This window comes from Larkinella sp. VNQ87, assembly GCF_049445795.1.
In the GTDB taxonomy this organism is placed as follows: domain Bacteria; phylum Bacteroidota; class Bacteroidia; order Cytophagales; family Spirosomataceae; genus Larkinella.
In genome coordinates this window covers 175,253-195,547 of sequence record NZ_JBMSDT010000016.1, presented here as the reverse complement: position 1 = coordinate 195,547, position 20,295 = coordinate 175,253, and the positions used below count along the sequence as shown (strand labels likewise).

The 20,295-nt window shown below is 53.2% G+C and carries 16 protein-coding genes; 4 read left to right on the top strand and 12 right to left on the bottom strand.

Going from position 1 to position 20,295, the window contains the following annotated elements:
• The first annotated feature begins 6 nt into the window (after positions 1-6).
• A complete protein-coding gene (locus ACO2Q8_RS25130; RefSeq protein WP_423347639.1) occupies positions 7-867 on the top strand; it encodes an SDR family oxidoreductase in 861 nt (286 codons plus the stop codon).
• A 264-nt stretch (positions 868-1,131) separates the two neighbouring features.
• Entirely contained in the window at positions 1,132-1,509 is a 378-nt protein-coding gene (locus tag ACO2Q8_RS25125; protein ID WP_423347638.1) for an HPF/RaiA family ribosome-associated protein, read from the top strand.
• Positions 1,510-1,641: 132 nt separating this feature from the next.
• Here the strand turns inward: ACO2Q8_RS25125 and metK are convergent, their stop codons facing one another.
• The 12 genes from metK to ACO2Q8_RS25065 all read right to left on the bottom strand — a co-directional run bounded on the left by metK (position 1,642) and on the right by ACO2Q8_RS25065 (position 18,696).
• Positions 1,642-2,895: a methionine adenosyltransferase gene (gene metK, locus ACO2Q8_RS25120; protein ID WP_423347637.1), complete on the bottom strand. Its 1,254-nt coding sequence runs from the start codon at positions 2,893-2,895 to the stop codon at positions 1,642-1,644.
• A gap of 58 nt (positions 2,896-2,953) precedes the next feature.
• A complete protein-coding gene (locus ACO2Q8_RS25115; RefSeq protein ID WP_423347636.1) occupies positions 2,954-4,627 on the bottom strand; it encodes a hypothetical protein in 1,674 nt (557 codons plus the stop codon).
• Entirely contained in the window at positions 4,624-6,897 is a 2,274-nt protein-coding gene (locus ACO2Q8_RS25110) for a hypothetical protein (protein ID WP_423347635.1), read from the bottom strand. The genes ACO2Q8_RS25115 and ACO2Q8_RS25110 overlap by 4 nt, the downstream gene beginning before the upstream one ends.
• Positions 6,894-8,087 carry a BatA domain-containing protein gene (locus tag ACO2Q8_RS25105; protein ID WP_423347634.1) on the bottom strand — a complete coding sequence of 398 codons (1,194 nt, stop codon included), beginning with the start codon at positions 8,085-8,087 and terminating at the stop codon, positions 6,894-6,896. Before ACO2Q8_RS25105 ends, ACO2Q8_RS25110 begins: the two co-directional genes overlap by 4 nt.
• Complete coding sequence (locus tag ACO2Q8_RS25100) at positions 8,088-8,951, bottom strand: DUF58 domain-containing protein (RefSeq protein ID WP_423347633.1); 864 nt, start codon at positions 8,949-8,951, stop codon at positions 8,088-8,090.
• Positions 8,952-9,053: 102 nt separating this feature from the next.
• The gene (locus ACO2Q8_RS25095; RefSeq protein ID WP_423347632.1) at positions 9,054-10,028 is read right to left on the bottom strand and encodes an AAA family ATPase; all 975 of its coding nucleotides are present in this window, start codon (positions 10,026-10,028) and stop codon (positions 9,054-9,056) included.
• A 3-nt stretch (positions 10,029-10,031) separates the two neighbouring features.
• A complete protein-coding gene (locus tag ACO2Q8_RS25090; protein ID WP_423347631.1) occupies positions 10,032-10,649 on the bottom strand; it encodes a DUF4159 domain-containing protein in 618 nt (205 codons plus the stop codon).
• A 129-nt stretch (positions 10,650-10,778) separates the two neighbouring features.
• Positions 10,779-12,116, bottom strand: coding sequence for a TldD/PmbA family protein (locus ACO2Q8_RS25085; RefSeq protein WP_423347630.1), 1,338 nt, complete (start codon positions 12,114-12,116; stop codon positions 10,779-10,781).
• Between the two features lie 94 nt (positions 12,117-12,210).
• Entirely contained in the window at positions 12,211-13,851 is a 1,641-nt protein-coding gene (locus ACO2Q8_RS25080) for a TldD/PmbA family protein (RefSeq protein ID WP_423347629.1), read from the bottom strand.
• A gap of 183 nt (positions 13,852-14,034) precedes the next feature.
• Positions 14,035-15,384: a TldD/PmbA family protein gene (locus ACO2Q8_RS25075; protein WP_423347628.1), complete on the bottom strand. Its 1,350-nt coding sequence runs from the start codon at positions 15,382-15,384 to the stop codon at positions 14,035-14,037.
• 127 nt (positions 15,385-15,511) lie between these two features.
• On the bottom strand, positions 15,512-17,155 hold the full coding sequence (locus tag ACO2Q8_RS25070) for a TldD/PmbA family protein (RefSeq protein WP_423347627.1): 1,644 nt from the start codon (positions 17,153-17,155) through the stop codon (positions 15,512-15,514).
• Positions 17,156-17,562: 407 nt separating this feature from the next.
• Positions 17,563-18,696, bottom strand: a complete 1,134-nt coding sequence (locus ACO2Q8_RS25065) for an SGNH/GDSL hydrolase family protein (protein ID WP_423347626.1) — start codon at positions 18,694-18,696, stop codon at positions 17,563-17,565.
• A gap of 536 nt (positions 18,697-19,232) precedes the next feature.
• On the opposite strand from ACO2Q8_RS25065, the gene ACO2Q8_RS25060 reads away from it, so the two are divergent.
• Positions 19,233-19,718, top strand: a complete 486-nt coding sequence (locus tag ACO2Q8_RS25060) for a glutathione peroxidase (protein WP_423347625.1) — start codon at positions 19,233-19,235, stop codon at positions 19,716-19,718.
• Positions 19,719-19,789: 71 nt separating this feature from the next.
• The gene (locus ACO2Q8_RS25055) at positions 19,790-20,257 is read left to right on the top strand and encodes a MarR family winged helix-turn-helix transcriptional regulator (RefSeq protein ID WP_423347624.1); all 468 of its coding nucleotides are present in this window, start codon (positions 19,790-19,792) and stop codon (positions 20,255-20,257) included.
• Positions 20,258-20,295: the final 38 nt, after the last annotated feature.

Here is a 20,295-nt window from a genome sequence, read left to right as displayed (position 1 = left end):
TACGTTATGAATTTAGAAGTAGAAACTCCTCCCCAGCACCAGCGCGAGCAGCCGGGCCTGGAAAATCAGATGCACCCGCAGCCGATTTACATGCGTGACGATTATGTCGGCAGCGGCAAGCTGGAAAATAAAATTGCCCTCATCACGGGGGGCGACAGCGGGATTGGTCGGGCCGTGGCCGTGCATTTTGCCCGCGAAGGGGCCGATCTGGCCATTGTTCATCATCCGCGCGAGGAGGAAGATGCGCAGAAGACCCGGCAACTGGTGGAAGCCGAAGGACGCCGGTGTTTGCTGATCGCCGGAGATTTGCGAAAACCGTCTTTTATCAGACAGGTGATTGATCAAACCGTCGGCCAGTACCACCACATCAACATCCTGGTCAACAATGCCGCCAACCACGTTGAGCAGCCCGAATTCACCGACATTTCGGACCAGCAACTGATCGATACGTTTGAACTCAATATCCTGGCGATCTTCCGGCTGGTGAAGCTGGCCCTGGCTCATATGGCCGCTTATGATTGTATCATCAACACCACCTCCGTCGTATCGTACCGGGGCAGTAAAGCCCTCATCGACTATGCCTCGACGAAAGGCGCGGTCACAGCATTTACGCGCTCCTTATCGCAGCATCTGGTCGAGCGCAACATCCGCGTCAATGCCGTCGCACCCGGCCCCATCTGGACGCCCCTGATTGTTTCGACCAAAACGGAAGAAGAAGTGGCGGAATTCGGAAAAGAAACACCCCTGGAGCGCGTCGGACAGCCCGCAGAGGTGGCCCCTGCCTACGTTTTTCTGGCATCCGAAGACGCTTCCTACCTGACCGGCCAGGTGATCCACATCAATGGCGGAGAGGTGGTCAACACCTGAAAACCGGTTGGAAACCTGACGAAAATCAACCCAAAACACCGGTTTATCAGATTGCAGAATTAGACAATAAGAAGAACTTTTGCCTATACTTTTTTCAGGGTTGGCAGGATATGTGTTGGTTCTGAATCGTGTGAATACATTCGTACAAAATTGGACAATCGTCTAAGTTGGATATTTCGGGCAACCCCTTGACACTGTCAATCCAATTTCCAAACTTAGATAGTCCATGGGTTCCTTGTTTAACTTTTAAACCATGCGACACGTATGAGAATTCAAATTCATTGCGTCCATTTCACGGCAGATCAAAAGTTGCTGGACTTTGTTCAGAAGAAACTTGACAAGTTGGACACCTTCCACGACCGGATTACGAGCGGTGAGGTCTATTTACGACTGGAGGGTAGCGAAACGAGCCGCATCAAACATAAAATCATCGAGGTGAAGTTGTTTTTGCCGGGAGATTCCATCTTCGTCCGCCAACAGGGAACGACGTTTGAAGAAGCCACGGATATGGTGGTCGACACACTCAAAAACAAGCTGAAACGTCATAAAGATAAATTACGCAACATCTCCGCCCAGCAGATCAAGGATTCTTCGCGGGAGTTGGTGGAAGCCGAAGCTGTTAACGAAGACTTCGAGCTGTAAGATAAGCCGTTGATGAAAAATGAAAAAGCCGCCCCGAAAAGGCGGCTTTTTTGTACCCCGGACCGCCTGGTCCGGGAGTTGTTTTTTACTCCATACGAATGAAAACACTCCCGGACCAGGCGGTCCGGGGTACTAGAGGCCGAATGCTTCTTTGACTTTGCCGACAAAGTCGAGTTTCTCCCAGGTAAACAGCTCGACTTCTACCTCCTTCGCACTGCCGTTTGAATTAAACACTTTCTTCACGACCTGATTCTGACGGCCCATGTGCCCGTAAGCAGCCGTTTCCGAGTAAATCGGGTTGCGGAGTTTCAGGCGTTGTTCGATGGCATACGGCCGCATGTCGAACAGTTCTTCAATTTTAGCGGCAATCTCGCCATCGGACAGATCAACTTTGGCCGAACCATACGTATTTACATACAAACCGCAGGGTTTTGCCACCCCGATGGCGTAGGAAACCTGCACCAGTACCTGGTCGCACAAACCGGCGGCCACGAGGTTTTTGGCGATGTGCCGGGTGGCATAAGCCGCCGAGCGATCCACTTTCGAGGGGTCTTTGCCCGAAAACGCGCCACCGCCGTGGGCCCCCTTGCCGCCGTACGTATCCACGATAATTTTCCGGCCCGTCAAGCCCGTATCACCGTGCGGACCGCCGATCACAAACTTGCCCGTGGGATTGATGTAGTACGTAATGGTATCGGTAAACAGTGCCTGCAATTCCGGCTTCAGTTTGGCCTTCACGCGCGGAATCACGACATTAATAATGTCTTCCCGAATCCGCTCCAGCATGGCGGCATCCGTATCAAAGTCGTCGTGCTGCGTCGAAACAACGATGGTGTCGATCCGAATGGGCTTATGATCGTCACTGTATTCAATGGTCACCTGCGACTTGGCATCCGGACGCAGGTACGTCAGCACGTCCTTGTCGTGATTCCGGATGTACGACAGTTCCTGCAAAATCTTATGCGCCAGATCGAGCGGCAACGGCATGAAGTTATCCGTTTCGTTCGTCGCGTAGCCGAACATCATGCCCTGGTCGCCCGCGCCCTGCTCTTCCGGATTGGCGCGTTCGACGCCCTGATTGATATCCGCCGACTGGTCGTGGATGGCCGACAGGATACCGCACGAATCAGCTTCAAACATGTATTCACTTTTGGTGTAACCAATCCGCCGGATCACTTCCCGGGTAATTTTCTGCACATCGAGGTATGTATTCGTTTTCACCTCGCCCGCCAGCACAACCTGGCCAGTTGTTACCAGTGTTTCGCAGGCCACCTTGCTGGAAGGGTCATACGCCAGAAAATTGTCAATCAATGCGTCGGAAATCTGATCCGCAACTTTATCGGGATGTCCTTCAGAGACTGACTCCGAGGTAAATAGATAGGGCATTGTAGGTACGATTTTTAAGATCAAAACAGCCGCAAAGCTACTGGAATTTTACGACAGGTCAAACGCTAAATTTAGGTTCGAGCCAGAGCGCAGCCCAACACCCGATCAGAAGCAGAAGCCAGGCCCAATCGGGTAGCCGAACAGAATACGGGCGTTGCAGAGCGGCTTTTGGCAGGTTCGCTTCGGCCGAATGCGCCCGCAGGTAAGCACTGACCAGGCGATGACCAAAGCCGGCTTTTCCTTCCGGTGTGTCGACGTAAACCGCGAGCGAATCGCCCATCGGCTGCCAGCCTGACCGACCAAATCGGTATTCAGCCTCCGCCGACAGTGGATTGACGGGCGAATACCGGAGCGGAACGGTGTCCTTGCCGACGCGAAGGAAGTCCGGTTTTGTTGGTAAATTATTAAGTTCGACGTTCGTCCGCAACCCGGCAAAAACCGGCGCATCAATCCGAACAGCGTTTTTAGCTGTGGGCTGCAACGGGGTCAGAATGGCCGTCCAAATCCGGTCATAGGTAACGCTATCACCACTGAGTTTCAGCGGAAAGGTTTCATTCAGTAAACTAAATCCGATCGTTGCGCCCGTTTTCTGATGAGCTACCGGATACCCATTCACCGCAAATTGATTGATTTTTTCCCGGAACTGATACGGCAATGCCTGAAGAGTATTGCCAACGGGAACCGTGGCTTCGTTCGAGATTTTCCGGACCTGCCAAGACGTACCCAGCGCCTGGTTGATCGTCCGGCTGTCGGATTCCGGGTCGGTGCTGTTCATGAACAACACGGCTTTTCCCTGCGCAACGGCTTTGCGGACCACCGGGTTTGTCGCGTTGCCCGGGTCCGTAATGATCACATCCGGTGCAGCGGCCCGGTTGATCCGGACGCTGTTGCTGATGTCTTTTGAAATGACAGAGTTAAGCTGAACGGAATACCCTTTTTTGCCCAGCCAGTCGGCCAGCGTTTTGCTTTCAAAATCGGGACTATCGAGGATAAACTGATACGAAACCGGTTGTGGTTTTTGCGTAAAAAAGCGCAACGTATCGAGCGGTTTTTCATTGAGGACCAGTTCCACCGCCGTCCGGCCCTGCGCAAAAGCCGGAAATTGAAGCTGAAAGGACTGAAAACCGGGCTTGAGTACCATACTGTCCAGCGTTTGCCGACCAAACCGCACCGCCAACACCTGTTTTTTCGAGGATTGGATCGTACCGGCTATGGTCTGTAGTTCTTCTTTGCGGAGAAGGCCTTTCCAGCGCAGAAGCTGAACCTGATCGGGCGGGTAGTACGGCACCCACTGCACGGTTTGCCGACTCAACTGCCCTAACAGATCGGGCGAAAAATCGGTCCCAACCAGCGCGACAGCCTTCACGGTTCCGTCGGCCAACTGCGCCCGAAACCGGGGCGTTGCAAACAAACTGACCCGTGCCGACTGCTCAATGGTTAAACTGTCTTTTAGTTGGTTGATGTATTCGGTCGGCACCGTGTTGTCGGCGATTAGAACCGTGTTGTTACGACCCTCAATCTGCCATTGCGGTTCCAGAAAATAACCGACCAATACAAGCCAGAAAAGCAGATTTAGCCCTAACCGAACGGTTTTTCGCTGTCTAGAAAATGACAAATTACGAACTGTTAACCCGATCTGCATGACCAGCAAAACCAGCAAAAGAAGCAGAATCAGCCAGTGGACCGGATTGAACGAATCAAACGAAATAGTTATGCGATCAAATACCTTCATTTTAAACGACGCCAATAGGCTTGTTCGAGCTTCCGTTCAGCGGAATACGAACCAGTTGCAGAATAAGGTTTAGGCAGAGAAGTGCTACCGGTCAGCACGTACAATTTGGTTTTTAATTCCACCTTTTCCGGCTGGGTCAGGATTTTCCCGGACCCGAGTTTTTGCAAAACCGTCAACACCGACCAATTCGCCAATCGGCTATTCATTATCTCATTCGTCAGGGCTGCGCTTAATTGCTGAACAACCAGCTTCTGAGCCGAAGTTAGGCGTTTAAATTCCAGATAACCGAGTACTTCACTGACCAGCCGTTCGGTTTGTCGGGAATCGTAGTTTCGTTCCTGTTTAAATTCGGGATTGACCTTTTTTAACTCACCGGTTAACCGGGTTTCTTTCTCTTTGATTGGGGGCGGATCGTAGCCACTTTTCTTGACAAACGTTCGGGCTTTTTGCTGAGCAGCTTTCAGATAAATCAGGGCTTTGTTTTCGAACGGCAAGGCTTTCTCCGGCTCGTATAAACGCAGGTGTAGTTCCGATTGCCACATTTGCTCAAGCGCCATTTTCAGTAAACTCCGGGTCGATTGCTCATAAAAGGTATTGGCTTCTCCGTCGTCGTGCGAGTGAATATATTGCTCCATTAAAGCCGCCACCGGGTCTTTCTCATTTTCGGCCGGTTTGGGCCCTTGGTCATGATCGTGCTGATCGGGGGCAGGCAATTCTTTCTTTTGCTGCTCTTCGGCTTTTTCAATCAGCTTAAACGCAAAAGACTTTGGCGCATCTTTTTCGCCTTCCGTATCGTGTTTATGAATAAACCCTTCCAGCACGTTGCCGTCAGGCGATAGGTCATGACTACCAATTGAATTTTCAAACTCTTCGCCCAGGTATTGTCCGTAGCGTAATCGCAACACTTTCTGATCGAAACCGATTTCGTTGGAGGCACTTTTAAATTCTTTCGCTGCGAGTTTCTTCCGTCTGGCAATTAGCTTCTCGGTATCGATGATAATTTGCCGCTGGCTCCGGAAATACTCCGGCATGATGTTCACGGCCATCGTCGCCAGTTCGGCCTCTTCGACGCGGGCGGTATCCTTGTAAACAACAAAATAGGTATCGGACTTGGCAAAGTTCGCTTCGGGCTGTTTGTTGTCAATGGCCGCCCAATAGTAATACAGCTCGTCGCCGGGGGCAAAATTGAGCGCTTTCAGGTCAATGACCTTCTGTAGCTGAGCCTCTTTGAAGTTCGTTTGCGGTAACGGGAATTTTACCTCCCGAAATTTCACATTTTCGCCCGCTCCCCGCGCAACCGTCGCAACAATGTAGGCTTGTCGTACGCTAAAATCGTCCGATATACGGGCCGAAATGCGGAGATTTTTATCGTCTTTCAGAAAGTGAAACCGGTACAACTCCTTCGAATCCGGCTGGATTTTCGGGGCCAAGTCGGGTTGTGCTTCCAGCCGGTAAAAGTCGGATTGATAAATGAGTGAATCTTTCCCGTCCGTGGTTTTCCAATACGCTTTCAGGGCATAAATACCGGAACTCACCAATTGATCTCGGTATTCAAACTGCTCACCCGAGTGTTTAAAATAGACCTCTTCGCCCCGGCTATTCGCTAATCGCACGGATAATTTTTCTGTATTACTAAAATTTAACCGCCAGCGTAGTATTGATCCACTAACCGCAACCGCGTTCAAATCGGATGATTCCTTGACCGGCAAGCCCGTATAACCCGGCGGTGTAATCTGCAACGAAGCCGACTGAAAAACCGGTACCGTTGGGCGGTTTTCTTTTGCTATCGCCGGAACGTAGGTCGAACGTTTTTTCTGAATAGATGAGCTAGCCTGAATAAGCGGATACCCCCAATAAATAGCCAACACCAGCAAAACCGGCAACGCGAATAAACCGACCCGGGCGAAGATCACCGCCAGCACTTTCCGTGTTGGAATCTGAATCGTCTGAATGCGTTCGTTCAGGCGGGCTAGTTGCAATTGTTCTGCGATGTTTAACTCCTCTTTATCCAGCAAGGGCAAACTGTATTCGACGTCGCCAACAGTTTGGTGCAGAATCGCCATGGCTTCCGGTTTTTTGTCCCGAAGAAGCCCAGTTAGCCAGGCACCCACGCCAAACACCAACATTCCCACGAATATCGCCAGACCGGCCGATAAACCTGCCAGGTGAGCGCCCAGCCCAATGGCTATTCCCAGCAGCATACTTTTCAACAACGCGTTGATCGTAAGCTGATAACTAATAACCGATAAGCTACGTTTTAACTCGTTCATGCGTTCTTTTTCAAAGCCATCCAACGTTCCACGCCTACCAACACCACAAAAACCGCCAGCAGACCGGTCCGCACGCTTTCCGGCTGTTTTTTCTCCGGCCGGGCCGTTGGCACAAAGACGGTTTTCAATTCATCTGGGCGCAACGGTTCTCCATCCGGATTTAGCTTAAAGTGTCTGATTAATATGTCTGCTAACCACTCCGGCAACTGCCCCGTTCGCGCCAACTCACCGGTTTGCGGACTGAGACTTTCCGGCACATAAATCACGTTTGAAACCGTCGGAATTTTTAGTGTATTCGAGACGACGTACAGGGTGGCCGGATCCGGATTAGTCACGGCCTGGTCGGTCAGCACCCAGTCGTATTTTTTACCCGGAACCGACTTTCGGTCCAGTTGCCACACCAGCCCGTACACGTCCGACAGAGCCGCCAACGCGGCTGCTACGGTCTGCTCTTCCGCCCTGTCCCGATAACGCAGCAAAACCGCCAGCGGCCCCGAATGCGCTGGCGTCGACTCAAACCGAACATCGGATGCCAAAACCGGCTGGGTGGTCAATCGATTAGCCCGATCGACAAACACTTTCTTACCTGCCGTCTCGTCCAGGTACCGCCGGACCAGTCGGCGGGCCGAATCCGCGATGGTATGCAGTTGATACCCGGCCGGAACGCGAATAAACGGCACTTCAGCTAACTGCCGGTTATTAAGCACATACAGATGCAATTCCGACCGATCTTTCAGCAGGTTGTTGACGGATGTCTGCAAAACCGTTGGTGAAAACGCTTGTTGTTCAGGCAATTGGGTAGCGTCGGTTGCCCGCTCGGTAGCCGCATTGCTCCAGAAAACTGCTTCGCCTTTTTTCAGCGCTTCCGCCAGTTCGAACCGAAAGTTATCCACCACCAGCGGGTCCGGCTGCACCAAATGAATTTTCTGAATAGCGGCCGATTCTGCGAACCGGGTCAAAACCGGTTGGCTCAACAGAAACGCCAGCAGTAGAATCAGCAGACAACGCAGCAACAACAACAGCAGGTTATCGAATTTCAGGCCCCGTTGCTGCTGCTGGTCTTTTTCCCGGAGCCAGCGAGTAGCCGCCCAGGCCAACGTTCGGCCCTTTTTCTGGTGCCAGAAATGAATGACCACCGGAATCACGACGGCACTCATTCCCCACAGCATTCCCGGTTGCAATAGCTCCATCTATACGCTTCGTCTAGTCAGAAAATCTTTCAGCGCCCGGGCCAACGGTTCGCGGAGATTGACCCGAATCAAATGCACGTGCGGTAACCGCAGTTCGTCTTCCAGTTGCTTTAAGTAAACCGAAACCGACTGCCGGTATGTTTCCCGAACCGTCTCCGCCTGCACCTCTACCTCACGACCGGTTTCGAGGTCCTTGAATCGGTAAAAACCGCTCAGGTTGAAATCCTTCTCCTGATCGCCCAGCACCTGAAACAGCACGATTTCCCGGCGCGGACTGGCCACGCTTTTGACCAGATCCAGCCACTCGGTGTTGACCTGCAGCAGGTCGGACACTAGCACGAGTAGTTCCTTCTGCTTTTGCTGAAACTCCGGAAACCGGGCTTGAGTCGGCACCCACGGGCCGGACGCTTCGGCGTTTTGCAGGGCAAACAGAATCCGTTGAAACGCTTGCTTTCCGGCCGGGACCAGTGTTTGCAAAGCACCGTGTTGCAGGGCGTACAAACTCATGGCATCGTTCTGCCGGTAGCCCAGGTAAGCCAGCGACGCCAGCAGGATTTTGGCGTAATTCAATCGACTTACGCCCTGCTCGGTGTAGTTCATCGACCCCGACAAATCGAGCAAAAACCGGATTTGCAGGTTGCTTTCCGTTGCCGACTCGCGCACGAGGTGTTTGTCGGTGCGGGCAAACAACTTCCAGTCGATACGCCGGGGATCGTCGCCGGGCTGGTAGTGGCGGTATTGCTCAAACTCCGTCCCCACGCCGGACCGCTTGCTGGCGTGGATGCCCAGCAGCAACTCGTCGCTGACCAGTTTTCCGGCCAGTTGCAGGTTATTGAGCTTGATGAGATCCGTGGCTAACTGCATTTTGATGAGGTTGTTACACAGGGTTAATCAGAGAGTATCAGAGGTTATCAGGGAAATCTCTGGTTACCTCTCTGATTAACCCTGATTAACTCTGTGTAATAGCTATTTCAATAACTCTGTAATCACCTGGTCCGTGGTCACATTCTCGGCTTCGGCGCGGAAGTTTAGGGCGATGCGGTGGCGCAGGATTGGGTAGGCCAGCGTTTGAATATCTTCCGGGATCACCGAAAACCGTTCGTGCAACACCGCCCGGGCCTTCGAGCAAAGCACCAGCGCCTGCCCCGCCCGGGGGCCAGCGCCCCAGTCGCACCACTGCCGGACGAAAGCCGAGGGGCTGCTTTCCGGGCGGGTCGATCGGACCAGTTTGTTGATCATCGTGATCAGTTCGTCGCTGATGTGCACCTGCCGCGTCAGGCGCTGCAAATCCACGATTTCCCCATCGCTCAGCACGGTTTGCAGTTGCGGGCGGCTGGTGCCGGTGGTGTTTTTCAGAACGTTGAGTTCTTCCTGCTCCGACGGGTAGCTGAGCTTGATGTACAGCAAAAACCGGTCGAGCTGGGCTTCGGGCAACGGGTACGTTCCGGCCTGTTCGATCGGGTTTTGGGTAGCAATGATTAGAAACGGCCGGGGCAGTTCGTAGTCGTTTCCGGCGTAGGTTACCTTGTACTCCTGCATAGCTTCGAGCAAAGCCGCCTGGGTTTTGGGCGGAGTCCGGTTGATTTCGTCGGCCAGCACCACGTTGGCAAAGATCGGCCCCCGGTTGAATTTGAAGAACTTCTTGCCGGTCTGGTGATCTTCCTCCAGCATTTCCGTACCGACAATATCGCCCGGCATCAAATCCGGCGTAAACTGAATTCGCTTGAAAGGCATTTCCAGCGCGTCGGCCATCGTCTTCACCATTAGCGTTTTGGCAAGTCCCGGTACACCTTCGAGCAGACAATGCCCGCCCGCCAGCAGGGCAATCAGGATTTCGTCGATGGCTTCCTGTTGTCCGACAATCACTTTTGCGATCTCTTTCTTCAGTTGCGGGAGCTTGGCTACGAGGGTTTTATAGTGCGTGAGTTCCTTGGTTTCCAATGTTCAGGCTGTTAATGCGTAGGTAACAATATTGACCCCAAATTTGGTGTTGTCTTCGGCCAGAAAGCGTTTGTTGCGAAAGTCGTAATCCCATTCACACCCGTAATCCTTGTTGCTGTAGAGAACGCCGATGCGTCCGTTGATCGGGATGGCTTTGAGGTAATCGTGCACGAGGTCATCCCCCCAGCCGTTCAGTTCGAACGTCGTGGTGGGCGGGCCTTCGGTAAATTCAAAAAAACTGGTGTAGATCGGATGGGTGTTCGGAATCTTCTGCAAGGCTTTCGGGCTGAACGTGCGGGCCATTTCCTGCTCGAACGACTTGGCAAACAGGCCGTCGATGTCGTGGTTGCAGTCGTCGACAAAGACAAAACCGCCGTTCTGCACGTAGCGCTTGAAATGCTCACGCTCCTGGGCCGAAAACTCGACGAGTTTGTGGCCGCTCAGGTAGCAGAAGGGGCTTTTAAAGATCTCGTTGCTCGTCAGTTGAACCACTTTTTCCTTCTCATCGACCGGAATGGTCGTATACTCCACCAACGAATGCAGCAGGTTGGAAGGCATTCGCTGGTCCGTATCCCAATCGCCGGAGGTATACTGGATGCGCGTGAAAAAGAATGGTTTCAAAATCAGGTTGATGAAATGAGTAATCTAATAAATTGTTACACAGGGTTTATCAGAGAACATCAGAGTTAAGCAGAGCAGTTCTCTGATAAACCCTGGTCACCTTTGATAAACCCTGTGTAACAACCCAGCCTACACTGCGTCCGAGAGCGAGCTGAACGTGAACTCCCGGATTTTCATCGGCGGGATGAGGTAGTTCGACTCCGACTCGGTGCTGACCACACGCTCCGGTTTGCCCAGCGCTTCGAGGTTATTGAGCATGATCACCGGGCTTTCGTTGAACCGGAAGTTCTTGATCGGGTGCTTGATCTTGCCGTTTTCTATGTAAAACGTCCCGTCGCGGGTCAGGCCCGTCAGCAGCAGCGTCTGGGGATCGACCGAGCGGATGTACCAGAGTTTGGTCACCAGAATACCGCGCTGTGTGCTTTTAATCATCTCGTCCAGCGAAGCCGTTCCGCCCGCCATGATCACGTTGTTTGGAAACGGCACGGCTTTCACGCCCTGCTTTTGTGCCCAAAACCGGGAATAAGCCATGTTTTTCACCACACCTTTGTCGATCCAGTTGACCTTTTCCTGCGCCCGACCGTCGCCCGACCAGGGAGAAGCCGGCAGGTCTGGGTGCGTCGGATCGGAGTAAATCGTCACGCGCTCGTCCACGATCTTCTCGCCCAGCTTGGTTTTTCCACCCGGTTTGCTCAGAAACGACCGGCCTTCGTCGGCGCTGCGGGCGTCCATGTTAAAAAAGATGTTTTCAAGCAAAACCGCAGCCGCCGTCGGTTCCAGAATCACCGTGTACTTGCCCGGTTCCAGCGCCCGTGCGCCCACCGAACCCAGGCACTTTTGCACGGCTATTTTGGTCGCCGAAACCGTATCGAGTTTCGAGAAATCGCTGTAGCCTCGCGTCACGTAGCCCGAACCGGTGCCATCGTCGGTCCGGACGGTCAGCGAGAAGTTGACGTTGGTGCTCGGGTAGTAAGCAAACAAGCCCTTCGAGTTCATCATGGCCGAATAACCCCGGTAATCGTCCAGAAAACCGGCGGATTGCAGCTTCTGATTGTCAGCCGCCTGCAAGCTTTTGGCCACGGCTTCGGCCCGGACGGCGGGCGTAATTTTGGCCGTCGATTCAAAAAAACCGTTCGTTTTCAAGTATTGCTGCGGCCCCAGCAAACCGACGTATTCCGGGTTTTCGGGAGCCAGTTGCGCCAATTCCTCCGACCGACGCACCACTTTTTCGATGGAAGCATCATCGAACTCGTCGATGGTCGCCACTCCGACTTTTTTACCAAACGACGACTGCACCTGCAAATTCTGGTTGATCATCGCACCACTCGTCGAGACTTCGTTGCGGGCGTAGCGGATGTTGCCCCGCTCCTCGCCCAGCAGATTGACTTCGCACTCGTCGGCTTTCGAGTAACTTAATACCTTCTGAAGCAAGGCCTTGGCTTCTGCTTCGGATAATAGAACTGCCATTGTATAGTTTGTTGGTTTAAACGTTTATAGTTTAAAGTTCTCGGCTACGTTGATCGGTTAACTATAAACCAGAAACTATAAACACTAAACAGATTTAGATCTTCCGTGCGGTATTAATGACATTGACGCCGTTGAAACGGGTGGTGGAGCTGCCGTGCGAAACGGCGCTGACTTGCTGGGGTTGGCCTTTGCCATCGAAGAACGAACCGCCCAGGCGGTAATCGCGCTCGTCGCAAATCTGCACGCAGGAGTTCCAGAATTCCTGCGTGTTCGACTGGTAGGCCACATCTTTCAGCATCCCGGCAATCTGGCCGTCCTTGATTTCGTAGAACAATTGCCCGCCAAACTGGAAGTTATACCGTTGCTGGTCGATCGAGAACGAACCGTCGCCGATGATGTAAATGCCTTTCTTGACATCCTTGATCATCTGCTCGACCGACAGGGGCGTTTTGCCGGGGGCCAGCGACACGTTCGCCATCCGCTGGAACTGCACCGAACCCCAGCTATCGGCGTAGCAGCAGCCCTGCGATTCATTTTCGCCGATGATGTGTACCTGATCGCGAATGGCCTGGTAATTCACGAGTGTCCCGTCTTTCACCAAATCCCACCGTTTCGTTTTCACGCCTTCGTCATCCCAGCCGACCGCGCCCAGCGAACCTTCCTGCGTTTTGTCGGCAAAGAGGTTGACAATCTTGCTGCCGTAGTTGAAATTCTTGGTTTTCCACTTATCCAGCGTGGCAAACGACGTTCCGGCGAAGTTAGCTTCGTAGCCCAGCACCCGGTCGAGTTCCAGCGGGTGGCCCACCGACTCGTGGATGGTCAGCCAAAGGTGCGAGGGGTCCAGAATCAGGTCGTACTTTCCGGCTTCCACCGACTTGGCCGTCAGTTTTTCCTTTGCCTGTTTGGCAGCCGCCGTCACGTCTTCCAGCATATCGTAGCCCTTGTTGTAGCGGGTCGTAATGCCGGTAATCTTGTCGCTCGGGTTGACTTGCAGGTAATCGTAGCTCATGCCCACGGGTGCGCTCAGTTCACCCCGGGTTTCGAACTTGCCGGTTTTCGGATCAATGGCCGTGACGTTGAACGTGGGCCAGATGCGGTGAATGTCCTGGTCGATGTACGAACCGTCCGACGAGGCAAAATATTTCTGCTCGTTGACCATGAACAGCACCGAATTGACGTAATTGGCTCCGTTTTTCAGGGCCGCGTCATTCACCGACAACAGCAGATCGACTTTTTCCTTGATCGGCACCTCAAAGGCATTTTTCTTGATCGGCGCTTTCCAGCTCACCTCGCCAAAGCCTTTCTGCGGAGCCAGTTGCACAGGCTGCTTCATCAAGCGGGCGTTGGCTTTGGCAATGGCCACGGCTTCTTCGGCGGCTTTGGCGGTCTGGTCTTCGTTTTTGGCATCGACCACAGCCGCAAAACCCCAGCAACCGTCAGCAATCACCCGAACGCCCACGCCGTACGACTCGGTGTTGACAATGTTCTGCACCTTGTCTTCCCGCGTGACGACAAATTGCCGAAGATACCGGCCAATCCGGACATCGGTGTAGGTAGCGCCTTTGGATTTGGCGGCATTCAGGGCCGCGTCGGCCAGTCGTTTTTTGACGGCCACATCCACACCGGGTTCCAGCAAGGCTTCCGGTGCCACCGGGCGACCGAAAACCGCACCAGTGGGAAGCAGCAAGGCTCCCGCACCTAACCCGGATAATTGAAGAAAATCTCGACGATTCAAGTTAGTTTGTTAATAAAGTTAGAAGGTTCATTAAAAACGAAAATTCGGCCCGTTTCCGTCAGTCATGCCAAAAACGGACACCAGGGCCAAGATGCAAAATCGGCTCCCGCCAAACCTCCCCCAACCTGGAGGATATTTCCCGGAGTTACCCACCTCCCAACCCCTGCGGGTTTTTTGGCTGTATCAGACTGCGTCTGATAGTGAACTGAAGGTAAAATCCCGGATCTTCATCGGCGGAATCAGGACACCACCGGCCCGGACGGGTTTGCCCAAGGCTTCCACGTTGTTGAGCATGATCACCGGGCTTTCGTTGAACCGGAAATTTTTGATCGGATATTTGATCTGGCCGTTTTCGACGTAAAACGTCCCGTCGCGGGTCAAACCGGTGTACAGTAGCGTTTGCGGATCGACAGCCCGGATGTACCAGAACCGCGTGACCAGAATGCCTTTCTGTGTGCTTTTGATGAGGTCGGCCAGCGATTGAGTGCCACCCTGCATGATAAAACCACTCGGTGGTGGGGTCGCTTTGACTCCGGCTTTCTGCGCCCAGTACCGCGAATAGCTCATGTTTTTGACGATGCCGTTTTCGATCCAGAGCGTTTTTTCCTGTGGCCGACCATCGACACCGCCCCCGCCAAACCGGCCTCCTCCGCCCCCAACGAACGGCGAACCCGGAATTTCTACATTGGCCGGATCGGAGTAAATCGTAATCCGCTCGTCGAAAAACTTCTCGCCCAGCCGCGTACCTCCGCCCTTACGGCTCAGGAAGCTGCGCCCCTCTTCGGCGTTCCGGGCATCGAGGTTGTTCATCATCAGGCCAATGAGGTCACTGGCGGCCGTTGGCTCCAGAATAACCGTATATTTGCCCGGTTCGAGGGCCTTCGCGTTGGTCGACGCCAGCGCCTTCTGCATGGCAATTTCCGTCGCTTCCTTCGTGTCCAGTTTCGACACGTCGTTGAAATCGCGGGACACGTAGCCCGATCCGGTACCGTCGGCCGTTCGGGTGGTTACCGAAAAATCAACGGATGTGTAGGGATTGTACCCAAACAAGCCTTTGCTGTTGGCAATCGCAGAAAAACCGGTCGTATCTTCCAGGTAACCGGCCGCCGTCAGGTTCTTTTTGCTGCACGGTTCGATGCTGTCGAAAGCCGCCTGAGCGCGAAATTCGGCGTTGATTTTGGCCGTAGGCTCGGCGTAGGCAGCGGTTTCGATGTATTTCTGCGGTCCCAGCATCGGCACATATTCCGGGTTTTCGGGGGCCAGCCGGGCAATCTCTTCGGCCCGGCGGACGGTTTTTTCCAGCGACTGGTCGTCAAATTCGTTGATCGTCGCCGAGCCGACGCGCTTGCCAAAAACCGCCGTTACGGCCAGCGAGAGGTTGTCGGTTTCGCCACTGGTCGACACCGAATTCCGGGCGTAGCGGATGTTACCGGTCCGGTTTCCGCTCAGGCTTGCACTCGTTTCGTCGGCTTTGGAGTAGCCCAGCACTTTATCCAATATCTTTTTTGCTTCGTCTTTCGTCAGAATAGCCATGTTCGTTTAACGTTTGAGGTTTTGACGCATACCCACGGACTTTAGTCCGTGTGAGCTTCAATGATCCAGTAGTTTATATTAACTCAATGATTAACTGGCTCACACGGACTAAAGTCCGTGGGTACATTCAAATCTTCCGCCCGGTGTTGATGACATTCACGCCGTTGAAGCGGGTGGTGGGGCAACCGTGCGAGACGGCGCTGATCTGGGAAGGCTGGCCCTTGCCGTCGAAGAACGAACCGAAGGTCCGGTAATCGTTCTGGTCGCAGAGTTGGGCGCAGGAATTCCAGAACTCCTGGGTGTTCGACTGGTAAGCCACATCGTCGACCATGCCCGCAATCTGGCCGTTTTTGATTTCGTAGAACACCTGGCCCCCAAACTGAAAGTTATACCGCTGCTGATCAATCGAATACGAGCCACGACCCAGGATGTAAATGCCTTTGTCGACACCCTTGATCATGTCCGAAACCGAGCGTTTTTCAGTAGCCGGTTTGAGCGAAACATTCGGCATTCGCTGAAACTGAATCGAATCCCAATTGTCGGCGTAACTACAACCGTTCGATTCGGTGCCGCCCAGGATTTTGACCTGATCCCGCGTTGCCTGATAATTGACCAGAATACCGTCCTTGATCAGATCCCACTCCTTCGTGGGAACGCCTTCGTCATCGTACCCAACCGTGCCGAGCGTATGAGGTTGTGTTTTATCGGCGACGATGTTGACCAGTTTGCTGCCGTAATTGAAACTCTTCGACTTCCATTTATCGAGCGTGGCAAACGAGGTTCCGGCGTAGTTGGCTTCGTAGCCCAGCACGCGATCCAACTCGGTCGCGTGGCCGACGGATTCGTGAATGGTCAGGCCGAGGTGGTTCGGGTCCAGCACGAGATCATATTTTCCGGGCTGGATCGACTTGGCCGTCAATTTCTCCTTGGCCTGCCGCGCAGCTACCGTCGCATCTTCCACCATATCGTAGGAGTTGCGGTAACTGATTAACCCGTTCGGACCGGCAATTTTGTCGGATGCTGAACCATCTAAATATTCGTAGCCCATTCCCATCGGCGAACTGAGCGCATCCCGGGTTTTAAATTTTCCGGCCTGGCGGTCCACGGCGGTGACGGTAAAGGTCGGCCAGATGCGGTGAATGTCCTGGTCGATGTACGAGCCGTCCGTCGAAGCAAAGTATTTCTGTTCGTTGATAAAGAACAGGTTCGAGGTAACAAAACCGGCTCCATTTTTCAGGGCGGCATCGTTCACCTTCATCAGCAAATCAATTTTTTCCTGCACCGGCACTTCGAAGGCATTCTTCTTCAGCGGGGTTTTCCAGCTCACTTCGCCAACGCCCTTCTGAGGGGCCAGGTCGACGGGTTCTTTCTGAATTTTGGCGTTGGCTTTGGCAATGGCGACGGCGGTTTCGGCGCATCTGGCGATGGCTTCGGGCCGAACATCGCTGGTGGCCGAAAAGCCCCAGGTGCCGTCGACAATGACCCGAATCCCAACCCCGTACGATTCGGCATTGGTGATGTTCTGCACCTTCATTTCCCGCGTGAAGAGAAATTGCTGCAAATACCGCCCGATCCGGACATCGGCGTAGGTCGCGCCTTTGCTTTTGGCCGCATTCAGGGCCACGTCGGCCAGTTTTTTCTTCTGGGCCGCATCGGCGCGGGGTTCGAGCAATTGGGTGAACGAAACCGGACTACCCAGCACAGGAACCGAGCCGCCGAGCAACGCGCCCATTCCCAAACCGGAGAGTTGGATAAAATCCCGTCTTCTCATGTTTTGTTGATGGAGTTAAATAAGCAAAATTTCAGATTAGGTTATTGCTTTGAAACCTGTTTTCGATTAAAACAGCAAACAATATTTCGTGATAGAGCGGTAGCGAGCACGAAAATGGTTAAAAATCACCAAAACGACAAAAACCGCCTTGATTTTAATCCGACCAGATTGCTCCCTAGCTCCAATACTATACCCGGTATGCCCAACCCCGACGGGGTTGACTTTGGATAACCCCGGGTGCAACCCGGGGCCGTTCCGCACTGACACCCTCCCGGCCAGGCACCAGCCATATGGACGGTATCAGGAGCCTGGCTCCGGTGAGTCTGACCCCCGACTGGCTCGCTGCCCCGGGTTGCACCCGGGGTTACCCAATGTGCGCCCTGCAGGCTTTTTGGTTGATTTGGGGGTTATTTTTCGAGTTGACCAAGGATCAGGAGTTGGCTGGCGTAGCAGGCATTTTCGGCGTAACGGCGCGGGTCTTTGATGGTCTGGTTGCGCTTTTGGAGAATAGCCGCTTTGTCAAGTGGTTCCGGCGAAACCATCAGTGTGATGGTGTGCGATTTGTCGTCCAGCGTGGGCAAAAAGAAGTAGTTCGAGCGGTAATAGGTCGCAAAGCTGTCGAATCGCGGGATGGCCGCAGCGGGAGCACCGTCGACAGTAACGGCATATTGCCCGCAGCCCGGCCCGATGACGTCGTAAAGTCCGGCTACGGTTCCCCGAAATTTAACCTGGAGCAACGCACCAGGTTGGTTTGATTTGATCAGATACGAAAACCGGTTTTTCAGCAACCGGGCCACGGTGTCGGTGGTGGGCGTTACCTCCTGCCAGTCGCCCTGCCGGGAAAGTTCCTGCACGGAAATCATTTGCGCATTCTCCCAGTTGTCAGACACAAACGGCTTCGGAATCACGTGCGATCCGGGCCGACCGGCCGCAAGAATCGGCGGCAGTGCCCGGGTCAGGGCCTCGGTATAGAACCGATGACCGGTGTCGGAATACGGATGGGTTTTGTCGGGCGAAAAAACCAGTTTGTCCGGATGTTCTTCTTTTTTACCGCCCCACACCAGCTTGCCCTGACGATCTAACCGAATCACTTCCAGCCCCATATGCACCGAAGGAATACCGTACTGATTGGCGATCTGTTCCATCGCCCGCACGGAGTTGGGCATCTGGCGAGCCAGCAAAGCCGGGGCCATCGGCGCGTTGAGGGTATAAACAAAGCAAATATCCGTGCGCCGGTTTTGCCGCCAGATTTGCCGGACAATGCCCTCCATCGCCTTGTGGATCTTCTCCGGCTGCTGTCCGCTGTCGTTTACGGCAAACTCTACAAACACCAGATCCGGTTTATGGACCAAAACGTGCTGTTTCAGGCGGAAAACGCCCAGATCGGAGCCGGTACCGCCAATAGCCGCATTGATGTGCGTCAGAGTAGCCTTCGGATACTGCCGTTGCAACCAGGTAAGCGATTGTTCCCGCCAGCCGTTGGGCGCTTCAGTGATGCTCCCGCCAAAATACGCTATCGAAACCGGACCGCCTTTCTCCAACTTTTGTTTAAAGTTTGGTAGCCCATTTCGCACTAAAAATTCCCGGTTTTCCGATAAAGTGTCGGCCGATGATTGAGCTTGAGCGGAGGTTAAACCCCAAACGATGGCAGCAAAAAGAACTACGGTTTTTCTCATAAAGGGCAAGCAGGGCTTCTTACGCGTAACTTTCATCCCGGCCATTCGGTAACCGGGCCAGAATAAGAAGTCGTTTCGAACAGCGATTTAACCAAATTGCTTTCAGAAAATAACCAGACTGACTGCCGTTGGATTCAATCGACACCCTGTTCCGTTGCCCGGATGGTGTCAAAAAACCACATCCGTGCTGATCAATTTCTCATAAATATCGCTTGCGATATAAATTGTCTTTGTATTTTTGTATCGCACACGACTCATTTACAATTTTTAATTTTTCTGTTCAGATCGTTGGTGTCAGGAATCGTAGAAATCGCCCTGGGATTTGCGCAGGTGTTTCCGGGTCGGCTGGGTGGTGGCATTGTTCAAGGTAAACCCGACCGGCCATCTAATCATTCAGTAACATGTCAAACACATCCTTTTACCAATTGTCGGCTCAGAGTTTGCAGGGCCAGGAAATTCCGATGGATTCCTTCAAAGGAAAAACCGTGTTGGTGGTCAATACGGCCAGCCAGTGTGGTCTGACTCCGCAATTTGCCGGACTGGAACAGCTTTACCAGAAATACAAAGACAAAGGGCTGGTCATTCTGGGTTTTCCCTGCAATCAGTTCGGGAACCAGGAACCGGGCGATGAAAAATCGATTGCCGAAGGCTGCGTGCTCAATTACGGCGTTACGTTTCCCATGTTTCGGAAGGTCGATGTCAATGGCGATCACGCCCACCCGGTTTTTAAATACCTCAGGAAAGCCCTTCCGGGTCTGCTGGGCGGGGCCATCAAATGGAACTTCACCAAGTTTCTGATTGATCAGAACGGTCGGCCGATCAAACGGTTTTCGCCGGTTACCAAGCCGGAATCCATCGACGCATATTTGGAAAAGATAGTTCACTAACTTTGTCAAGGTTAACCCACCGACATTCTTTCCAATCGAGGGCGTGCCGGTGGGGTTTGAATTTCACTGAAATGGTCGACGAATTCTTAAAACTTGACAATCAGATCTGCTTTCCGGTTTATGCGGTTTCCAGGCTGATCACACGGGAGTATCAACCCTTCCTGAACGAACTCGGCGTAACGTACCCACAATACCTGGTGCTACTGATTTTGTGGGAACAGGACCAGTTGACGGTCAATGCCATCAAAGAGAAGTTGATTCTGAACACCAACACGGTTACTCCACTGCTGAAGCGGATGGAAAGCCTCAGGCTGATTAAACGCCAACGTTCGGAGGATGATGAGCGCAAGGTAATCATCGCGCTAACAGAGCACGGTAAAAACCTGAAAGCCAAGGCACTTACGATTCCGGAACGGCTGACGGCGGGCCTGAGTTCGAGCGAATTGCAAGTTGACGACCTGATCGACCTGAAAAACCGGCTCCATCAACTGCTCGACTATTTGGTTAGTAAAAACAATTCGGCGGAAGAATCACGGTAAGCGCGCTGCCCGGTTGCCTTTTACCTAAAACCCTTCCC

Excerpts from the sequence above, each read along its gene's own strand:
- ACO2Q8_RS25130 (WP_423347639.1), top strand. The coding sequence starts at position 7 with ATGAATTTAGAAGTAGAAACTCCTCCCCAGCACCAGCGCGAGCAGCCG.
- ACO2Q8_RS25105 (WP_423347634.1), bottom strand. The coding sequence starts at position 8,087 with ATGGAGCTATTGCAACCGGGAATGCTGTGGGGAATGAGTGCCGTCGTG.
- ACO2Q8_RS25070 (WP_423347627.1), bottom strand. The coding sequence starts at position 17,155 with ATGAGAAGACGGGATTTTATCCAACTCTCCGGTTTGGGAATGGGCGCG.
- ACO2Q8_RS25115 (WP_423347636.1), bottom strand. The coding sequence starts at position 4,627 with ATGAAGGTATTTGATCGCATAACTATTTCGTTTGATTCGTTCAATCCG.
- ACO2Q8_RS25060 (WP_423347625.1), top strand. The coding sequence starts at position 19,233 with ATGTCAAACACATCCTTTTACCAATTGTCGGCTCAGAGTTTGCAGGGC.
- ACO2Q8_RS25125 (WP_423347638.1), top strand. The coding sequence starts at position 1,132 with ATGAGAATTCAAATTCATTGCGTCCATTTCACGGCAGATCAAAAGTTG.
- ACO2Q8_RS25075 (WP_423347628.1), bottom strand. The coding sequence starts at position 15,384 with ATGGCTATTCTGACGAAAGACGAAGCAAAAAAGATATTGGATAAAGTG.
- ACO2Q8_RS25110 (WP_423347635.1), bottom strand. The coding sequence starts at position 6,897 with ATGAACGAGTTAAAACGTAGCTTATCGGTTATTAGTTATCAGCTTACG.
- metK (WP_423347637.1), bottom strand. The coding sequence starts at position 2,895 with ATGCCCTATCTATTTACCTCGGAGTCAGTCTCTGAAGGACATCCCGAT.
- ACO2Q8_RS25055 (WP_423347624.1), top strand. The coding sequence starts at position 19,790 with ATGGTCGACGAATTCTTAAAACTTGACAATCAGATCTGCTTTCCGGTT.
- ACO2Q8_RS25085 (WP_423347630.1), bottom strand. The coding sequence starts at position 12,116 with ATGGCAGTTCTATTATCCGAAGCAGAAGCCAAGGCCTTGCTTCAGAAG.
- ACO2Q8_RS25100 (WP_423347633.1), bottom strand. The coding sequence starts at position 8,951 with ATGCAGTTAGCCACGGATCTCATCAAGCTCAATAACCTGCAACTGGCC.